Annotated in this window: 19 protein-coding genes; 4 read left to right on the forward strand and 15 right to left on the reverse strand. The window is 46.4% G+C overall.

Annotated features, from left to right (window positions below; genetic code table 11):
* The first annotated feature begins 95 nt into the window (after window positions 1–95).
* The gene (locus tag ABIO93_RS05960) at window positions 96–1,124 is read left to right on the forward strand and encodes an NAD(P)-dependent alcohol dehydrogenase (protein ID WP_348065442.1); all 1,029 of its coding nucleotides are present in this window, start codon (window positions 96–98) and stop codon (window positions 1,122–1,124) included.
* Window positions 1,125–1,283: 159 nt separating this feature from the next.
* Here ABIO93_RS05960 and ABIO93_RS05965 read toward each other — a convergent pair whose 3' ends face one another.
* From ABIO93_RS05965 to ABIO93_RS05980, 4 genes are all read right to left on the reverse strand, one after another.
* Window positions 1,284–2,180 (reverse strand): helix-turn-helix transcriptional regulator, encoded by an 897-nt coding sequence (locus ABIO93_RS05965; RefSeq protein WP_348065444.1) that lies wholly within the window; start codon window positions 2,178–2,180, stop codon window positions 1,284–1,286.
* A 5-nt stretch (window positions 2,181–2,185) separates the two neighbouring features.
* Window positions 2,186–3,187 (reverse strand): aldo/keto reductase, encoded by a 1,002-nt coding sequence (locus tag ABIO93_RS05970; RefSeq protein ID WP_348065446.1) that lies wholly within the window; start codon window positions 3,185–3,187, stop codon window positions 2,186–2,188.
* Window positions 3,188–3,295: 108 nt separating this feature from the next.
* Entirely contained in the window at window positions 3,296–3,874 is a 579-nt protein-coding gene (locus ABIO93_RS05975) for a Crp/Fnr family transcriptional regulator (RefSeq protein ID WP_348065448.1), read from the reverse strand.
* Between the two features lie 75 nt (window positions 3,875–3,949).
* A complete protein-coding gene (locus ABIO93_RS05980) occupies window positions 3,950–4,801 on the reverse strand; it encodes an alpha/beta fold hydrolase (RefSeq protein WP_348065450.1) in 852 nt (283 codons plus the stop codon).
* A 199-nt stretch (window positions 4,802–5,000) separates the two neighbouring features.
* On the opposite strand from ABIO93_RS05980, the gene ABIO93_RS05985 reads away from it, so the two are divergent.
* Window positions 5,001–5,849, forward strand: a complete 849-nt coding sequence (locus tag ABIO93_RS05985; protein ID WP_348065452.1) for an oxidoreductase — start codon at window positions 5,001–5,003, stop codon at window positions 5,847–5,849.
* 121 nt (window positions 5,850–5,970) lie between these two features.
* Window positions 5,971–6,888 (forward strand): AraC family transcriptional regulator, encoded by a 918-nt coding sequence (locus ABIO93_RS05990; protein ID WP_348065454.1) that lies wholly within the window; start codon window positions 5,971–5,973, stop codon window positions 6,886–6,888.
* Here ABIO93_RS05990 and ABIO93_RS05995 read toward each other — a convergent pair.
* The 4 genes from ABIO93_RS05995 to ABIO93_RS06010 form a co-directional block, all read right to left on the reverse strand.
* Window positions 6,855–7,691 (reverse strand): hypothetical protein, encoded by an 837-nt coding sequence (locus ABIO93_RS05995; RefSeq protein WP_348065456.1) that lies wholly within the window; start codon window positions 7,689–7,691, stop codon window positions 6,855–6,857. The genes ABIO93_RS05990 and ABIO93_RS05995 overlap by 34 nt on opposite strands.
* 271 nt (window positions 7,692–7,962) lie before the next feature.
* Window positions 7,963–8,646: a hypothetical protein gene (locus tag ABIO93_RS06000; protein ID WP_348065458.1), complete on the reverse strand. Its 684-nt coding sequence runs from the start codon at window positions 8,644–8,646 to the stop codon at window positions 7,963–7,965.
* Between the two features lie 487 nt (window positions 8,647–9,133).
* Window positions 9,134–10,336, reverse strand: coding sequence for a heparan-alpha-glucosaminide N-acetyltransferase domain-containing protein (locus tag ABIO93_RS06005; protein ID WP_348065460.1), 1,203 nt, complete (start codon window positions 10,334–10,336; stop codon window positions 9,134–9,136).
* Between the two features lie 90 nt (window positions 10,337–10,426).
* A complete protein-coding gene (locus ABIO93_RS06010; RefSeq protein ID WP_348065462.1) occupies window positions 10,427–11,848 on the reverse strand; it encodes an MFS transporter in 1,422 nt (473 codons plus the stop codon).
* A gap of 71 nt (window positions 11,849–11,919) precedes the next feature.
* Between ABIO93_RS06010 and ABIO93_RS06015 the strand changes: the two genes are divergently transcribed.
* On the forward strand, window positions 11,920–12,486 hold the full coding sequence (locus tag ABIO93_RS06015; protein WP_348065464.1) for a TetR/AcrR family transcriptional regulator: 567 nt from the start codon (window positions 11,920–11,922) through the stop codon (window positions 12,484–12,486).
* 36 nt (window positions 12,487–12,522) lie between these two features.
* Here the strand turns inward: ABIO93_RS06015 and ABIO93_RS06020 are convergent, their stop codons facing one another.
* The 7 genes from ABIO93_RS06020 to ABIO93_RS06050 all read right to left on the reverse strand — a co-directional run bounded on the left by ABIO93_RS06020 (window position 12,523) and on the right by ABIO93_RS06050 (window position 17,952).
* On the reverse strand, window positions 12,523–14,070 hold the full coding sequence (locus tag ABIO93_RS06020; RefSeq protein ID WP_348065466.1) for a DHA2 family efflux MFS transporter permease subunit: 1,548 nt from the start codon (window positions 14,068–14,070) through the stop codon (window positions 12,523–12,525).
* Between the two features lie 71 nt (window positions 14,071–14,141).
* Window positions 14,142–14,759: a TetR/AcrR family transcriptional regulator gene (locus ABIO93_RS06025; RefSeq protein WP_348065468.1), complete on the reverse strand. Its 618-nt coding sequence runs from the start codon at window positions 14,757–14,759 to the stop codon at window positions 14,142–14,144.
* A 32-nt stretch (window positions 14,760–14,791) separates the two neighbouring features.
* Window positions 14,792–15,643, reverse strand: coding sequence for an NmrA family NAD(P)-binding protein (locus ABIO93_RS06030; protein WP_348065470.1), 852 nt, complete (start codon window positions 15,641–15,643; stop codon window positions 14,792–14,794).
* 45 nt (window positions 15,644–15,688) lie between these two features.
* Complete coding sequence (locus ABIO93_RS06035) at window positions 15,689–16,105, reverse strand: DinB family protein (RefSeq protein WP_348065472.1); 417 nt, start codon at window positions 16,103–16,105, stop codon at window positions 15,689–15,691.
* 14 nt (window positions 16,106–16,119) lie between these two features.
* Entirely contained in the window at window positions 16,120–16,995 is an 876-nt protein-coding gene (locus ABIO93_RS06040; RefSeq protein WP_348065474.1) for an NmrA family NAD(P)-binding protein, read from the reverse strand.
* A 17-nt stretch (window positions 16,996–17,012) separates the two neighbouring features.
* Complete coding sequence (locus ABIO93_RS06045; RefSeq protein WP_348065476.1) at window positions 17,013–17,459, reverse strand: DUF1304 family protein; 447 nt, start codon at window positions 17,457–17,459, stop codon at window positions 17,013–17,015.
* Entirely contained in the window at window positions 17,446–17,952 is a 507-nt protein-coding gene (locus ABIO93_RS06050; RefSeq protein WP_348065479.1) for a DUF302 domain-containing protein, read from the reverse strand. Before ABIO93_RS06050 ends, ABIO93_RS06045 begins: the two co-directional genes overlap by 14 nt.
* Window positions 17,953–17,955: the final 3 nt, after the last annotated feature.

Below are 17,955 nucleotides of genomic sequence, written 5' to 3' on the forward strand. Positions count from 1 at the left end.
GATTAACCCGGCTACTTTTTTTACAGTCAGGAATTATTAGCCGTGTTCCTGACTGCCATAAAGCTTGTTTGTGAATTTTATAAATAATTTAAGTGATGACAACAATAGCAATTCCTTCAAAGACCAAAGCATGGCGACTTCATGGATTTGGGATAAATAATCTGAAACTTGAAACGATAGGCATTCCTGAGCTAAAACCTCATGAGGTGCTCGTGAAAGTTGGCGCGGTGTCGTTAAATTATCGAGACAAAGCCGTTATTGACGGATATATGGGTGAGATTTTATTGCCGTTGATTCCGGTATCGGACGCGGCAGGTGTAGTAGTACAGACCGGATCTGATGTGACGAACCTCAACCCTGGAGACCGGATAATTTCTCATCTCTGGTCACATTGGCTTGATGGGGAGGCCACCCCGGACGAATACAAATATTTATTGGGCTCTGCATTACAGGGAGCCCTGGCCCAGTATATTGTGCTGGAGTCGCAGGGTGTCGTAAAGATCCCCGATTTTTTTAGCTACGAGGAAGCCTGTACTTTTCCAACAGCTGGCTTGTCGCCATGGTTTGCACTCATGAATTATGGAAAACTTAAGGCAGGTGACACCGTTCTTGTTCAGGGTTCCGGCGGTGTTTCTGTCTTCGGTATTCAAATCGCCAAAGCCTTGGGTGCAAGTGTGATAGCTACTACAAGCAGCGAGCTGAAAGCTGAAAAATTGAAATATATAGGTGCTGATGAGGTTGTCAATTACAATTCAGCTGATTGGGTTCAAGAAACACTTAGGCTTACCGAAGGTAAAGGTGTGGACCATTTGCTGGAAGTTGTTGGCGGTAGCGGCCTGAATGACTCTGCAAAAGCGGTTAAACACAATGGTCAAATTTTCATCATTGGTTTTCTAGAAAGCCAAACCGCCAGTTTCAATCTTATCACAGTAATGAGCAAACAGATCAAACTGCAAGGCATAGCAGTCGGCCATTTAAGAGCATTGGGTGAAATGATCAATTTTTTTGCCGAAAAGGGTATCAAGCCAGTTATTGAAAAAATTTACAGTTTCGATGAAGTTATCGAAGCATACGATCACCTGGCGAAAGGGAGCCTGGGTAAGATCGTAATTAGGGTTTCCTGATTTTAGTTTGGTGCAGGTTCTTGACCCTCGGAGTAACGGGCATACAGAGATTTTCAAATAATATTTTGTTGTATAACAGGGGTTATGTTTTTAACGGCATAAACCTAAAAGATTAGGCATCTGAGCCTAAGAGGCGTGAATTTAAATGAATAGATGTCGTTAATTCAAACTACTACGAAATTGAAGAGGGGACAGCTGGGTCTTAGATTTAAACAACTTGTTGAATGACTGTGCGTATTGGAATCCCAGTTGAAAGGCAATCTCACTGACGGACATGGTAGTGATACCCAGTAGCTGCTTTGCCTTTTCGATGACGATGTTCTGTAAATGCTGCTGTGCATTTTGCCCGGTTTGCACGCGCAACATATCACCCAGGTAATTGGGGGACAGACTCAATTGATCAGCAATGTATTGTACTGTTGGCAGACCGTTCTTATCAGGAAGGTTTTTAGCAAAATAGTCATAAACGGCCTGCTGAAATTTATCAACCAGCTCGTGGTTGACCAGTTTGCGGGTCAGGAATTGCCTGTCGTAAAAGCGCTTGGAATAGTTGAGCAGCAAATCGATATGTGAAAGCACGATGTCCTGTGTGTGCACGTCGATACGTTCAATTTCTTCACTGATCTTTTCTAACAGACCGATAATATGGGATTCTTCTTTTTCTGAAAGATGCAGCGCCTCGCTCACCGAATAGGAGAAAAAGCTATATCCTTTGATTATACCGGCAAGCGGATGCCTGACCAGGATATCGGGATGGAAAAGCAGCACATACCCTTTGGCCTGCCGGATCTGGTCAGGAAGAAGATGTTGCAACTGACCAGGAGCGGTAAAGCTCATCACCCCGGTATCAAAATCATAATATTGCTGCCCGTACCGGATTGCACACGACACGTCTTTTTTCAATGCAATGCAATAAAAGTCAGTATGGAAACCCTGCCAGTGGTCACCGTAGGTAATGTCAATCTGAGCCAAACGGATTACACTTAGCAGGGGATGCGAAGGGGATGGCAAGCCAATCAGGCGATGGAATTCGGAAATAGATTTGATCTTTTTCATGGATGTCAATAATCGTTCATGGCCATCCCAAAATCGTTGTATGGGTTGCCAGTTTCGATCCCCAAAGGTAAAATGCTTTCGAGTTTATCCAGGTCGGCAGCGTCAAGTACGACACCAGCCGCCGCAATATTTTCTTCAAGGTATTTAACACGCTTGGTGCCTGGTATGGCGATGGCACCTTTTGCAAGTACCCAGGCGAGCGCGAGCTGTGAGGCAGTAATCTGTTTTTGCGCTGCCATCGCTTCGACCGCCTCCAGCAGCTCGATATTTTTATAGAACTGCTTGCCTTGAAAACGCGGAACTGTCCTTCTGAAATCGTCTTCCGGAAAATCCTCCGGCGTACGAAATTGTCCTGTTATAAATCCCCGGCCCAGCGGTGAATAGGCCACAAATCCAATCCCAAGTTCTTGCAGTGACTGCAATACACCGTATTCTTCCACTTTGCGCTCGAATAACGAGTATTCACTTTGCACGGCCGTGACCGGATGAATCTGGTGTGCTTTACGCACAGTGTCAGCTGAGACTTCGGAGAGACCTATATACCTGACTTTACCTTCCCGGACCAACTCGCCCATGGCCGCGACGGTTTCTTCAATGGGTGTATTCTTGTCCAGCCGATGCAGGTAATACAAGTCAATATAATCCGTACCCAGGTTTTTGAGTGAACGTTCAGCAGCTTTTTTGACGTACTGCTTCGTCCCGTTAATTTTCCAGGTGGCCGTGCCGTCGTCTTCAAGCTCATTGCCGAACTTGGTAGCAATGATGTAATCCGCCCGGTTTGGTTCAACAGCTTTTTTTATGAGTTGCTCATTGATGAATGGCCCGTAAAGGTCGGCAGTATCCAGAAAGTTGCCTCCCAGTTCAAATGATCGGTGTATGGTGGCGATTGCTTCCTTTTCATCGGCTTTACCGTACATATCCGTTCCGTGAAAGGCGGTCATTCCCATGCAGCCTAAACCCAGCAGTGGTACCTCCAATCCCTGGCTTCCTAATTTTACTTTCTTCATGTTTCCTGTTTCAATTGATTTTTAAGACAAGACAAAGGTAAAATCGATGTAAAACCAAAAAGTATCCATATCCCTGAATTGTGTATTCAGATTATCGGACGGGCGATCTTACTTTTCTATCAACCTTTTACGGATGCGGCTGAGCGATTGATTTTTAACGCCCAGGTATGAGGCAATATGATACCCTTGTACGCGCTTGACGATATTGGGATGTTCTTCCAACAGATTCAGGTAACGCTTTTCATGGGTTAGAAACAAAAGGTCTTCTGCCCGTCCCTGTGAATGGTTAAAAAAGTGTTCGGCAAGAAGCCTTCCGAACCGCTCCCAAGATTTGGAGGCAGTATACATTTTTTGCAGATCGTGATAATCCATGTACATGATCTCGGAGTCTTCGAGGGCTTCAATATAATAGCTGCACGGGTACTGGTAAATAAAGCTACGGAATGAAACGAGAAACTGTTTTTCGGAAAAAAAGTAAACGTTCTTCTCCTGGTCAGCCTTTGGATCGTAAAAGTAAATCCGGAAAATACCTTTGAGCACAATTCCCAAATCTTTGCAAACCACATTTTGCCGGTTGTAAAACTCACCTTTTTTGATCTTGCGTGTACGCCACAAAGGCAGGCTTACGGAAAGTTCATCTTCCGCAAGACCTGCAAATGGCGCGATCACTTCGTTAAGTAGTGCCAATTTATCCACCTGTTCAATCTTTATCTGATTATCAATCAAGGCAAATGTAGCGCAATGCTTATCATGGATTTCAAATTACTGATTGGCAATCGAGATTAACAAATCACTTAGCTCCTGTGATTTGGACAAGAACGGACAGTGGCTGCTGTCGATCTCGTGCACGTCGGTGATCTTATGGTCAGTGATCAATTTGTTTTGAAGCGTTTTTCCCAGCGCTTTGTCCTGCAAGGTTTTAATATAGCTTTTTGAGACACTCCCAAATTTGGCAGATGTTAATGTTACCGGATTGGTCAATGGTACTGCTGGTTCGGGGCGAAAACGATCAAGCACGGCTTTTTTATCCTGCTGGCTTGCATCGGCACAAAACGCATTCTGAAATTTTTCAAAATCGCTGATGCCAACCGTCAGGTGGTCTTGTGACGGGACAAATAGCGGGCTGAGCTCACTTTCGGTATCCTGGCCTGCTATCGCAAATAGTGATTCTCCGTTTTGGGGTACAAAAGCGCCCAGATAAACCAGGCGTTCGATTTTTTCTGGCACTACTTCCGCTGCTGCCGAAATGATGATCCCGCCCAGACTATGCCCTACCAGTACAACTTTACCTTGTAAGGGCTGGATGGCGGACACCACCTTGTCGCGGTAGCTGTCCATGGTGATACCGGCCGGGTTTGTCTGATCTGTTCCGTGGCCTAGAAGTTCAACTACTACGACCTGGTTTCCTTTGGCCTCTAGTGCAGCCTTTACCTTGTCCCAGCCATAAGCAGCCTGAAAAGCGCCATTGACAAGCACAAACGTTTTGCGTTTTGCTTCATCAGGTATTTGATGGTCTTCTGTGCAAGATGCTAATGCCAATGTGGAAACGGTGGCTAGTACCAGCCCTGCGAACAAACTACGTATTCTCTGTACTCTTTTTATTGAATGATTCATCGTGTTATTGTTTTGATTACACGACAAATTTCAGGGCGTTGACGGAAACGGAATTTCACTTAAGTGCATATCGGTAAAGTTTTTTCAAGCAATATTTAATCTTTGAAATTCATAAGAGCAGCTTTGCTTTTGATATAATACTTGCTGCTGATTGTGGCCAATTTTGTCTTATCAAAAACACAACAAAAGCGATCAGGATATGAAAACGCAAAAAATATGGTTCATTACCGGGGCATCAAGAGGGTTCGGACTTGAAATCACAAAAGCAGTACTGGCATCAGGCGATAAGGTGGTGGCCACCGTCCGCAGCAACGCGGCAGACTTTCATGCAGGTTTTGGCCAGGATGCTAACCTACTTGTTGTCACCATGGATGTGACCAATGAGCCGCAGGTAGCCGGGGCGGTCGCCGAGGCGATACAGCATTTCGGTCAGATTGATGTTCTGGTCAACAATGCGGGTTATGGCTTGCTGTCGGGGATTGAAGAGGCTACGAATGAAGAAGTTAAGCAGAATTACGAGGTGAATGTGTTCGGTACTTTGAATGTGATCCGGGCCGTGCTGCCCACGATGCGGGCGAGAAGATCAGGACATATCATCAACATTTCGTCTGTTGGCGGGCTTGGTGCCTACATGGGCTGGGGACTTTACGGTTCTACCAAATTCGCCATCGAAGGCATTACCGAGGCATTGGCGATGGAAACTGCGCCGCTGGGTATTCACGCCACCGTGGTAGCGCCCGGGTTTTTCCGCACCAACTTCCTGGACGAATCCTCGCTTTCCAGCAGCAAACAAATTATCCCCGATTATGCGGATACGGTCGGTGCTATGCGCGAGTTCGCTTCGAAGGTAAATTATAAACAGCCCGGCGATCCGCTCAAACTTGCACAGGCATTTATCACGTTGGCCAGCTCCGAAAATCCGCCAGTGCATTTGCCATTGGGAAAAGATACGCTTGAAAGATATAGGAGCAAAACAGCTGATTTTGAGAAAGATATTACGACGTGGCTTGATGTGATCACGGGCACAGATCATGATGATGCCGAGTGACTTTTTTAGCCACGAATGCACGAATTTACACGGATGTTTATATTCGTGTAAATTCACATATCCGTGGCAAAAATTTCAGAGACAATCCATTTTAAATAAATTGCATAACTCCTTAGATTTTATGATCAAGTCAACCCTTGACAGCAAAGTGATTGATACTTTGCGCGACCTGCCGGATATGATCCCGGTTTTTCGTGAATATTTTGAAGGATGGACAATCCGGGTTTTCAACCGTGAGCAGCACGCATGCCGCAATTACCTTTCTCCCAACAGACGGGAATTCTACAAGATCCTGCTCATTTCAAAAGGCACCGGCGTATTTACCCTGGGCCTGAATACGTATTATATTGAAGAACCGACGCTACTGTTTATAAACCCCAACGATATTATTTCCTGGCGGAACTTGTCCCAGGAATCGGGCGGGCATTACGTGCTGTTCAAAAAAGCATTTGTTAACCACCATGCGCAGCTCAAAGCGGTGATCGATAAGTTCGGACTGTTTTCAGAAAAAACAAAAAGCGTGATCCGCCTTGATGATGACCAGGTGCCGCGGATCAGCCAGTATTTTGAGAAGATGCAACAGGAAGAAGCGGACGACAGCGATTTTAAAGAGGATGCGATGCAGGCATATCTTCAACTTTTAATGGTAGAAAGCATGAAAGTGGCGCGCTTTCCAAAACCTGACAAGGTGAGCGATGACTTTACACATATCCACCATTTTTTTGACCTACTTGAAAAAGAGACCTCGGGCATCAATTTCAGCGCACCGATCCGGATCAAAACCGCCAAGGAATTTGCTGGTAGCCTGCAAATGCACCCTAACTATCTGAACCAGCTACTTAAAAAACACACCGGGCAAAACGCCAGTACGCACATCCGGAACCGTATCCTGGACGAAGCCAAAGCATTACTGGTCCAGACGGACTGGAGTCTTCAGGATATCAGTTACAGCATTGGCTTTTCCGAGCAACCCAATTTTAATATGTTCTTTAAAAAGAATACAGGTTACACCCCGGCAGAATTCAGGAAGACGTTCTGAGCGTTACCCTTTGGGTGCCGGTGGCTGATAAAATTGCTGCATTTGCAAAAGCCGGCTTTGTAATAATTGGACTTCATAGGCTCGTAAATAAATATTTCTTTGCCCTTATCACGAATTGTAATGCGGAACGGCTGTCCGAGTTTTTGGGTAAAATGATAAACCGAAAGGTATTCGGCAAGGTCCTCATGCCATCTGCTGGTACTGAACAAAGAGACAAACGGTGTGAGTGACAATGCCTGGTATAACTTTTCTGCCCGATCAATGGGCAGCGGCTTGCCTCCCCGGTATCTTGTGCTGTCGATCAACGCGTCGCTGAACTCGGGTGCGATCCTCGTGATATCATGCCAGGTTCCAGTACCAAAATTTCCTTTCGCTATTTGTAAAACGCCGTCGACGATGTGTGTGGTTTCGTGCAGCATGACATAAAGTAACGCGCTCAACTGGCCAATTTCACAGGATACTACGAGTGGCGAGTTCGCAGCGTTAAAACAGGTGCGTTCTTTCTCGCTCATCCATTCCGAGGCATTTTGTTTGAAGATCGCTGCGCGGATAGTGATGTTAAAAACAGGAAAATCCGAACCAAAATTTAAAGTCGAAGTCAAAGCGGTATTGGGCATATCGTCCAGAAAGCTGATGCTTGCCAGATGCTCCTTTAAAACCTGCTGATGCAACGGGGGTAGTTCTGCAAATACCTTTTCAAGCTGGCCGGATTCTTCAGCAGTTAACGTATGCTCAATGGGCGACATCCCCGCATCTTTGAAGATTTGCAACGTTTTTTCAGAGGCTGGCTGCAACCTTTGCATTAAAGATTTCGCAGGGTCTAATCCGTATTCACGCTAAATTTCAAGACTATTAGATGATGAATGGTTCTGGGGCAGACTTTGTGCATTGGAATTGCTGGATAAATCAACCAATCCAACAAATAATAGCACGGCGGCGCAGAAGGGCCGGATTGATAGATGATTCTTTGCTGTCATAATAAAAGTTAGGAAGCTATAATATTTGATTGGAAGGACAGATCAGAATACGATCACAACCGGCAGGTTGACCGTGTTCTTTTGTATCACAGTTTGTTTAATCAACAATAAGAGAGGGCGTTTCCCCGCCTGTGACCACCAGGTTCCGGATGATCAATTGGTTATCCATATCCTTAATTATCCAGGTTTGCCGTAAATTATAATGATAGATAAAACTGTCTTTTCTGCTCTGCCAGCCAGCCAGCTGGTCACTTGTCGCTTTCACTTCACCATACCAGTCAATTACAAAACTGACAAGAAATTCATGAGCAGCTGCCCGTTTAACTTGGATTTTTGAAATATCATGAAAATTCCAGAGCGTTTGTGTCAATAGATTATTGTACCATTTGGCATAATCGGAATGACTCACTAACGGCGCTTGCCCGGGGAATGAAAGGCTCATATCCTTGTTATTCAGGTGCGCTAAATAATAGTCGACGTTAGACGCATGTTCAAAATGGGTAAACCATTCATAGACGAACATTTTGATGTCGTTTGCGTTTCTGGCGGCCAATCCGTTTTCGGGCTTGAATTTTTTGGCCTGCGATTCATAAGTTGAAACCTTTGGATCATCCAGGTTTTGTGCCCTCGCAGTCATAGATGAAAAACCAATCCACAAAAGGCAAAATCCTTTAATGAGATCTTTCATCAAAGATTGGCTATTGCTGCTGGTACTTGTTTGTGTGTTTTTAAGTTTGATTGGCACATGCTGTGCGCTTTTAATTGCTGTAATACTCTCCATCTTGTTTAGCGTTTAATGAGGCTGCAAAGATGAATAGTATCGGTATCGCGCATAATATGAAAATCAAAGGTCGTTTTATTAATTTCAAAGATGAAAGACACAGATGGGATGTTTGGGGCATCCCTAAAATGTTATGTCATTATGTATGTATGAATATCAATAAGGGGTTAAATTAAAAGAAAGGAGCAAAACCGTCACGGCCGCCGTGTACAATTTTTCTTTGCCATAAGCTTGGCATATCCAATCCTAAGACGTTATTCCCGTATTTTTGATCAACCTATTGGCTTTTGAAATAAGTTCATTGAATCAAAATGACATAATGAAACACAATAGCTAAACTTCATACCGGACTATTCACAAGATATCTCCAAAGATGAAGCCGACATTTGAATGTACCAGATCAACGCCCCGCCAGTTTGCTACGCGAAACCCGTGGCGCTTTTTGTACTTTCTTTTAATTTAACCCTAAAGGGCTTGCAAATGCCTGTCAAAGGTATTTCAACCACCAAGCCGAATGAGATTGTTTATAATCCCCATACCAGCGACAAGCAAAATACAAACCCAAAATCAAAATTGCCCATACCAGATAAAGTCGGATCAAATTTGGTTGGTAGGTTACCGGCCAAGATGCAGAAGGGCTAAAAAAGAAGTTAACTGAATGGCCAAATGAAAGGTAAGTCCATACCATTGCGCCCGCATTAATAAGTGGAATATGCAGCAGGTAAAAGAATAGTGGCACCTTCCCGAAAACAATCAGAACCCGGGTGAATTTCTTGCCCACACTTTCCAGGACAGATAATAATAGGCATGCCATGCCTAATGTCAATGACACATAAAGTAAAGAGGGAGGGTATTTGCTGATGCTGATAAATGATAGTATGCTATAAATGATGCCTCTTTCCTGAAAAGCCCAGGGTTTAGGGTCACCATACAGGTTGATAGCGCGCAGGATTACAAAGAAGGTGACCAAAATTCCGCCAATCAGGATCAGTCTCCTGTTACGATAGGTGGTGGAAGCTGTAAACAATGTGCCAATCAAATACCCGCTGATCATGACAGCGACCCAGGGGATTAAAGGATAAACAGCAAATAGGGGTGGTGGCCCGGCACCTATTGACAAAAATTGTACAGGCCTGTGCAGGAAAACCCATCCAAGCGTATCAGCACTCATTTGGGCAGGTTCCACGTAAACCAATAGCTGGTGGCCTGCTATCAGCGCAATGGCGAGTGCAGTCAACAACCATCTCGGCAGCCAGATCAAACCAGCCATGCACAGCATCGACCATCCAATTACCCAGATTACCTGTAAGAAAATCACATCATAACTGAATTGCCAGAAAAAACCAACCACGGCAAGTTCCAGAAATATCATCCATAGACCTCGTATAAGCAAAAATTTGCTGACCGATTGCTTTTGGGGCTGTTTCTGTTGATATAGAAAAATGCTTATTCCGGTCAGAAAGACAAAAATGGGTGCGCAAAAATGGGTGACCCATCTAGTGAAAAACAAGATTACAGAAGATTGCGCTACATCGTCTGCACGATATGGGGTAGCACTCCAGAAATCCCGAACGTGGTCCAGGGCCATCAAAACGATGATCAGCCCACGTAATGCATCAATGGATGTCAGCCTTGACGATCTTGAATTCAACTCAGGTTGGGCAGCAGAACTTGATAGAACGTTTTCCATAGTTATATAATTAGGTAATGTTTTATTTTCGACCTCGTTTTTTGTGCCCGCAGCCAGGTTACCGTAAATCATTGATTCATTTTTCACCTGCTATTCTGCCAGGTGCAGTTCACGGGTTTCGTTTTTACTTTTTGGCAGCAGACTGAGCATTAAACCCGTTAATACCAGGCAGGCAATATTTGCATAGGTGCTGTAATGAAATGCCCTGCCATAATCCCAGGTATCTTGCCCTGTGCCTACCACGCTATAAAAGATGCCACCAATGATGCCGATCCCCAGCGCGGATGCCGTTTGCTGAAACGTACTGTAAACACCAGCCGCTGCGCCCGCAAATCTTTGAGGCACACCTCTCAATGCAAGGCTCAATAAGGAAGGTAAAACCAGCCCGTTGCCCAAGCCGTAAATGCCCAGCAAAACAAAAATGACACTTCCGCTGACCCGCGTTTCAAAAAATAGGATCTGCAGAGAGAATGAAAAGATGGTAATCACGATTCCGATCTGGGGGACAAGCCTGCCGTATTGGGCAAGCAGTTTGGAGGAAGTAACGGAAGACAATGTGAAGAGCAGCCCCGGCAGTACAAAATAAAGGCCTGAGTTTACCGAAGATATACCTAATCCATTTTGGAGAAATACCGCGCTGGTCAGAAGATAGGAGGTATGCATCATAAACTGGAAGAGCACGGCGATCAAGCCGATGCTGAAATTTTTATTTGAAAAAAGCTCGGTATCGATCAAGGGACTGATGCCCCTTTTCAATTTTGCTTTCTGGTCGTAAATAAAATAAGCAAGGATCAAAATGGATGCCAATAACAGCAACATGCTCCAAAGGGGCCATCCCGCTTCACGGCCCTGCGCTAATGGGTAAATCAGACAGAAAAGCCCTGCCGTTAAAATGGCTATGCCGGAATAATCGAAGCCCCCATTTTCCTGTTGCTTTGTTTCCGGTAAAAACCGGTGTGCCGCCCACAGCGAGGCTAGACCAATCGGCAAATTAATGAAAAATATCAGGCGCCACCCGTCAATAATGGTGTGGACAGCCGACAAATACCCTCCCAATACCTGACCCAAAATGGAAGCGATACCCAGCGTAATACCAAACCAGCCGATTGCCTTTGCACGCTCTTTTGGGTCTGTGAAAAGTACCTGTATAAATGCAATTGCCTGTGGTACCATGAATGAGGAACTTATCCCTTGGAAGAAGCGGGCTATGTTCAATTCAAATGGTGTGCGGGACAGGCCACAAAGGCAAGAGAATAACGTAAAGCCAAGCATTCCCCAAAAAAATATTTTTTTTCTTCCAAAATAATCCCCGGCACGGCCACCTGTGATCAAAAAAGAAGCATACCCCAGAAGGTAACCCGCGATGACCAGTTGAATTTCCCCATCGGTGGCTTGGACACCTTGTTTAATAGATGGGACGGCCACGTTGACTATGAATACGTCAATCACCGATAGCAAGGGTGCGGTCAGGACAATAATGAGGGAGGTCCACGGGGATGTTTCCTTTTTCATAAAGCAAATGTAGTTGTATTGATTAGAAAATAGATAGACTTGTCTATATATTATTTAGATATCTTTGCACCATGAAAGAATCAGTAATAAGAACGCGTATTCTTGAGGTAGCGTCGAGACTGTTTTATGAACAGGGTTACAATTCAACGGGCATCAATCAGATCATCCAGGAGGCAGAGATTGCCAGGGGGTCGTTGTATAACCATTTCCCGTCCAAGAGGGATCTGCTGACCGCTTACATTCAAAACTCGGAAAATCTTTGGTTTATGGGGTTGGATGAATTTCTTAAACCAATCGAAGATCCTAAACAAAAACTGTTGGCCATGTTCGATTACCGTATTGACAGGCAACTACGTTCAAAATTTGGTGGGTGCCATTTCAACAAGATTGGAGCGGAAGTATCCGGGGATGACTTGGACGCATTTGTGCTCGTTCAACATCAAAAAGACAGGCTCAAAACGTATATCATGGCCCTTCTTGGGCTAGTCACACCTGTTCAGCCAGCAGCTATAGGGAAAGAGATGCTGTTGGATACGCTGTTCCTGCTCATGGAGGGAGCAACCGTTGCCGCCAGTGCTTACAAGGATTCGCAGCCCTTAAAGGATGCCAGAAAAATTGCCGAAATACTACTTGGTTGAGCCAGGACATATAAAAATAACCGGCGTTCCGGCGGGTTAGTGATCGGCAGACGCAATAACGACAGGCCCTGTTCTTTTTTTTGCAACCAATGCTAACAGTGGTATGGCCAGGACAAAAAGGGCGCCAATGAACAGATAGCCATCAATATAGGTTAGCAGCAAAGCCTGTTTCTGCACTGTATTGTCAATAAGCTTCAATGCTTTAACGTAGGCCTCCTGATGTCCCAGACCGCGCAGTTTGAAAGCGTTGGTAAGGGTTGAAATCCTTTCCATTGAAATTGGGTTGTATTCGGAAATGTTACTGACCAAATCCGTACGGTGCACGGCCATCCTTCTGGCCATATAGGTATTCAGGGCCGATATCCCAAATGAACCACCAAGCTGCCGCATCATATTATTGAGCGCCGCCCCCTGGGGCATGTCCTTTGCTTCAAGTGACGAAATGGCAAGGGTCGTCAACGGTACGGTGAGCAGGGCCATACCCGCAGCCCGGAATATTAACGCGGTTGAAATATAGGCGGATGATGTCTGCGGATTGATCCGTGACATCATCCAATTGAAATAGATAAAACAAGCGAAACCCAGAAAAACGATTACCGTGGGGGAAACGCCACGCTGGAGAATTTTTCCCGAAATGATCAGTACAAAAAGGGCGACCAGTGAACCCGGGAGCAACAAGACCCCTGTCTGCGAAGGCGATAATAGAAGCAGGCGCTGGGACAATACCGGGGTCAGATAGATGGAGGTAAACATGCCAATGCCAGTCACAAAGGTCAGCACGGCGGCAATGAGCAGTTCTTTACTTTTGAGTACCCGGAGGTCAACGACGGGATATTTGATGGACAGTTCCCAAACTACAAACGCCAGTAGTGAAAATACGGCGAGGATGGCTAACACCACGATGTACCTGGTTTCAAACCAGTCCTCGGTCTGGCCCCGTTCCAAGACGATCTGCAAGGCGCCAATTCCAACGGCCAGCAGCGCTATTCCAAGCCAATCCACTTTGCTTTTGATTCCGTTCAGGACAGGTTCGGTCAAAAGGCCGTAGCAAGAGACGGCTACCAATACACCTATGGGCACGTTGATGTAGAAAATCCATGGCCAGGAGGCAAATTCGGTAATGTAGCCTCCCAGGGTAGGTCCTATGGTAGGCCCCAGAAATATGCCTAAGCCAAATATCGCGCTGGCCGTGGCTTGTTTCTCTTTTGGGAAATTTTCATAGACGATGGCTGCGGAAACAGAAAGTAAAGCCCCACCCCCCAAACCCTGGAAAAAGCGGAAAGCGACCAGCTCCCAAATGTTAGATGAGTTTCCACACATGAACGAGCAGAACACAAACAGGACAACCGATCCGATATAATAGTTGCGGCGGCCCAGGTTGGTTACCAGAAAGCTGGTCATCGGGATAATAATCACATTGGCGATGGCATAGGCAGTAATCACCCAGGAAGTATCTTCCAGGGTTGCACCCAGGTTACCGCTCATGTGGGAGAGTGCCACGTTAACTATCGAGATGTCGATCAGCTCCATGACTGCTGCGGCGATCACGGTAATGATTAATATGTTTCGTTTAAAAGAACCCATAAAACACTTTCTATTTGTTGAACTATCATTGATATACGCATTGAATTTTAACCCGTCATAAACCGATCGGTTTATGACGGGTTAAAATTTTTTGACAGGTTTCTTATTAGTTTGCTCAAAGCATCCATCACCAATCCGAGCTCGCTTCTTTTGCCTGAAAGGCCCGACAGCATCACCGCCCCTTCGATTGTCGCGATCATCGTCAAAGCGACCTGCTCAGGATCAGTGTCAGTCCTGAACTCGCTGGTATCGATCCCGGAGGCAACCAGGGCCATGATTTGCTGCTTCCATTGTTCAAGCGCGCTGCTGACGAGTCGCCTGAGCCCAGGGTTTGTGTCATCTGCTTCAATGGCGGTATTTTGGATCGGGCAACCACCATTTTCCATCAGCTTGTCAAAATAGCGCATGTATCCGACAGGGTATGCGAGCAGTTTTTCAGTAATGGTAAGCCCATCGTCTAATCCTTTGGAGAGTTCGGTGCGCAGCGCCAGAAGATTGTACTCAAAGGCCGCTGAAATGATGGCATCCTTACGGGCAAAATTGCCATAGATACACCCTTTGGTTAGGCCGGTTGCTGTAATAATGTCGCTGAGCGATGTACCAAAGTAGCCCTTTCTGTTGATGATTGGCGCTGTTGTTTCGATGATAAACTGCCGGGTCCGCCCGGCTTTTGATATCTTGCTGGACATGTTATTGGTTATGTGGCCGGGATAAAGCCTGATTACTTAAAAAGCCCGATGTTCTTTTGGATGTAACTACCAACCGTCAATGGTCTGCGCCCCGTGATCTCTTCAACATGGCTGTTCATCCCTGCAAAATTGCCGGTATTGAATTCCTGAACGATACCTGTGACATGTTGTATAAAGTAAGGCGGATAGCCTTCCAACACCTTCTTAAAATGCTCGATATCCACAGGCATGTATGTGATACTGCGGCCCAGGCTCTCAGATAACAACTCGGCAATGCGGTTCTGGGTAACCTCCTGGTTGCCATATAGTTCCAGTGTCTTTCCTGAATACTCTTGTGGCCGGGCAAGTACTGATGCGATAACCCTGCCGATATCTTCCCCGGCAATCGGGGCATATTGGGCATTGGTAAATGGGGACACCAGCCGGTTGTTGTGTTTGATATCTTCGGCGAAATAGGAAAGCCATTCAGCAAAAAGGGTTGGCCGCAGGTGGGTCACTGGGACGGAGAAGTGATCAAATACACGTTCAGCCACCCAGTGGTTTTGTGCTGCGTGGCTTGGTGAACCCCGTCTTGCGCTCCGCTGGGACATGTTGACGATGTGGACGACATGCTGCTCGGCAGCCGCCTGAGCAAAGTAGGCAGTGGCCTCGATAATGCCTGGGACCTGGATGGGATAGACAAAATAGGCGGATGTTATCCCCTCCAAGGCTGCACTAACAGACTTAAAATCGGATAGCTCGCCTTCAACAATTTCGGCCCCCTGGGAGGCCAGCAGGTCGGAGCGCCCGTCTTTTCGGTGTACCAGTGCCCTTACCGGGATATCCATTTCAATCAGATTGGCAATGGCGTTTTTGCCCGTGGCGCCCGTGGCACCTGTTATCAATACCTTGGTTTCCATAATTGTGAATTTTGTTGTTTGTATTATTTATTATTTTGTTGTGAGCTGCCTTATAAGCGCCACGATCGCCTGGTAATGCAGGTGTTCGTGCAGCATAAGGAATTGTAACCTTTCCTCGGAAATCACCAAACTGCCGTGTTCCATTTTAAAAGCCGGAAAGGTCTCCCGCAGCGCGTTGCGGATCAGAAGGATCTGGTTCTCATCAATAAACTGTTCTGGTCTGGTGCCCTTTGCAAATTGGCTGAGCTCAAAGCCGTGCTGTGGCCTTTGCGCCAGGACATGTTTATAGAGGATATTTTCGCTCACAGTGACCAGGTGCCCCATATTCCAGATGATGTTATTGGATCTACCAGCAGGGATTTGGTTGAGCTGTCTTTCTTCCAGCTCGCTGGTCGTCTCCAGAATAAGTTTTCTCCAGGCCGACAACGCGTCGAAATAATCTATCATGACAAAAGTGGTTGTCAGGCAAAGGCCTGCATGTGTTTTTGGATAAAGGCGGACATATCCAAGGGCGGTTGCCCTGTGAGTGTTTCTACCAGGTCATTCATCCCGGCTGGCCGGCCTTCATTCAGGTCCTGTCCCAGGGAAGATACATGCTGGATAAAATAAGGACCTGCGTTCATTGCATTTTGGACGATCCCTGCAAAAGTGTCTTTGTCAACCGGCACGTAGCTTATTTCCCTGTTGAGCTGCTCAGAGAAGATGGAAGCGATCTGGTCCATGTTTAAGATCATCGGCCCAAATAGCTCATAGCTTTTTGCTGCATGAGGTGCTGGATTGGCCAGGACTGCCGCCACCACACGGCCTATATCCTCGGTGGCGATCGGCGCAAAGCGGGCAGCCCCAAAGGGAAGAAAGAATTTGCCTTGCGATTTGATCATCGAAGCCTGATAAAGGAACCATTCGGCAAAAAGTGTCGGCCGGATTTGGGTGACCGGCACGCCGTAACGTTCAAATACCCGTTCAGCAATCCAGTGATTTTGCGCACCGTGACTTCTGACATCCCGTTGGGCCCCGAACTGGGAAAGGTTCACGATATGCCCCACCTGGTTTTCTGCTGCCGCCTGGGCAAAATAGGCAGTCGCCTCAATGATACCCGGACGGGTGATCGGAAAGACAAAAAATGCGCTGGAAATACCTTTCATTGCGGCGGCAACCGAATTCAGATCGGACAGGTCCCCCTGCACAATTTCCGCCCCAAGCCTGGCCAGTTCCTCTGACCGCCCATCTAAGTTGTGTACCAGGGCCCGGACGGAAATCCCTGCTTTTAAAAGGTACCGCGCGGCATATCCGCCGGTATTGCCGGTGGAACCGGTTACCAAGACTTTCTTTTCCATGATTATTTTTGATTTTACTAGTTGTAAGCCTTAAAAACCGGATATATCCGGACAATGGTAATGATCGCGGGCAGGGCCTGAAAAGCAGCCAACAGATAAGCCTTGGTACTGGCGGCCAGGACAATGCCGGCACCGGTAGCTGCAAAACACATGAAAAGGATCAATGCAAGCCCGGCAGAGGACCTGCCTTTGTATACCAGCCACTGGCCCGCGAGCCCGGCTCCTACTAAAAAAAGGTTATAAAACCCCTGGTTGATGAACAGGTTTTTTAAAACCAGCGCCTGCAATGGATATGGGGATGATACCGGGTTGTCAAGAAGCACTATCAACGGTGAATAAACTGCGGGCTGCATCCAGAGTACCGCTTCCAGCAGGAAAAACATCAAATGGACGATCACTACGATATTGATCAGAAGCCCGGTCCGTCCTGAAATTTGGTGTGGGTTAGGGCTATGGTTTTTCATCAGTATTCGCCTGGGTTTGGTCACACATGGCAATAAGCCTTTCCAGTTTTCCATCTAGGCCGATACCGGATTGGGTGATCAGTGGGTCCCCAAAACGTGAAAACTGGGAAGATGGCAGTTCGTATTCGACATACGCAGTCTTATCTTCTTTTTCATACACCAGGACACGTAAAGGCGCATAAAGCCCGAGCCGTATCTCGCCGCTAATGATCTGGGATGCACGCAGAAAGTTGCCAACGAAATATTTTTTTGCTGTTCTCGGTGGACCGGTCAGACTAATTAGCTGCCCAAGGTTATCTATGCCAAACAAGCTCATTCCTTCCTGGCCTTGCATGGCCTTTATTGCTGCTTCTACGGCTTGCGGATCATGTTTTGCCTGCTGTAATGCGGGCAGGTCGAGTCTGCCGAGTGCCTTTTCAAAAGCTTGGGTAAATGCCTCGTATCCAGAGGTGAGCTTGACGGAAATATGGGTCACTAAATATTGGGTTTCCATTAT

This window comes from Dyadobacter sp., assembly GCF_039919315.1.
Lineage (GTDB): Bacteria > Bacteroidota > Bacteroidia > Cytophagales > Spirosomataceae > Dyadobacter.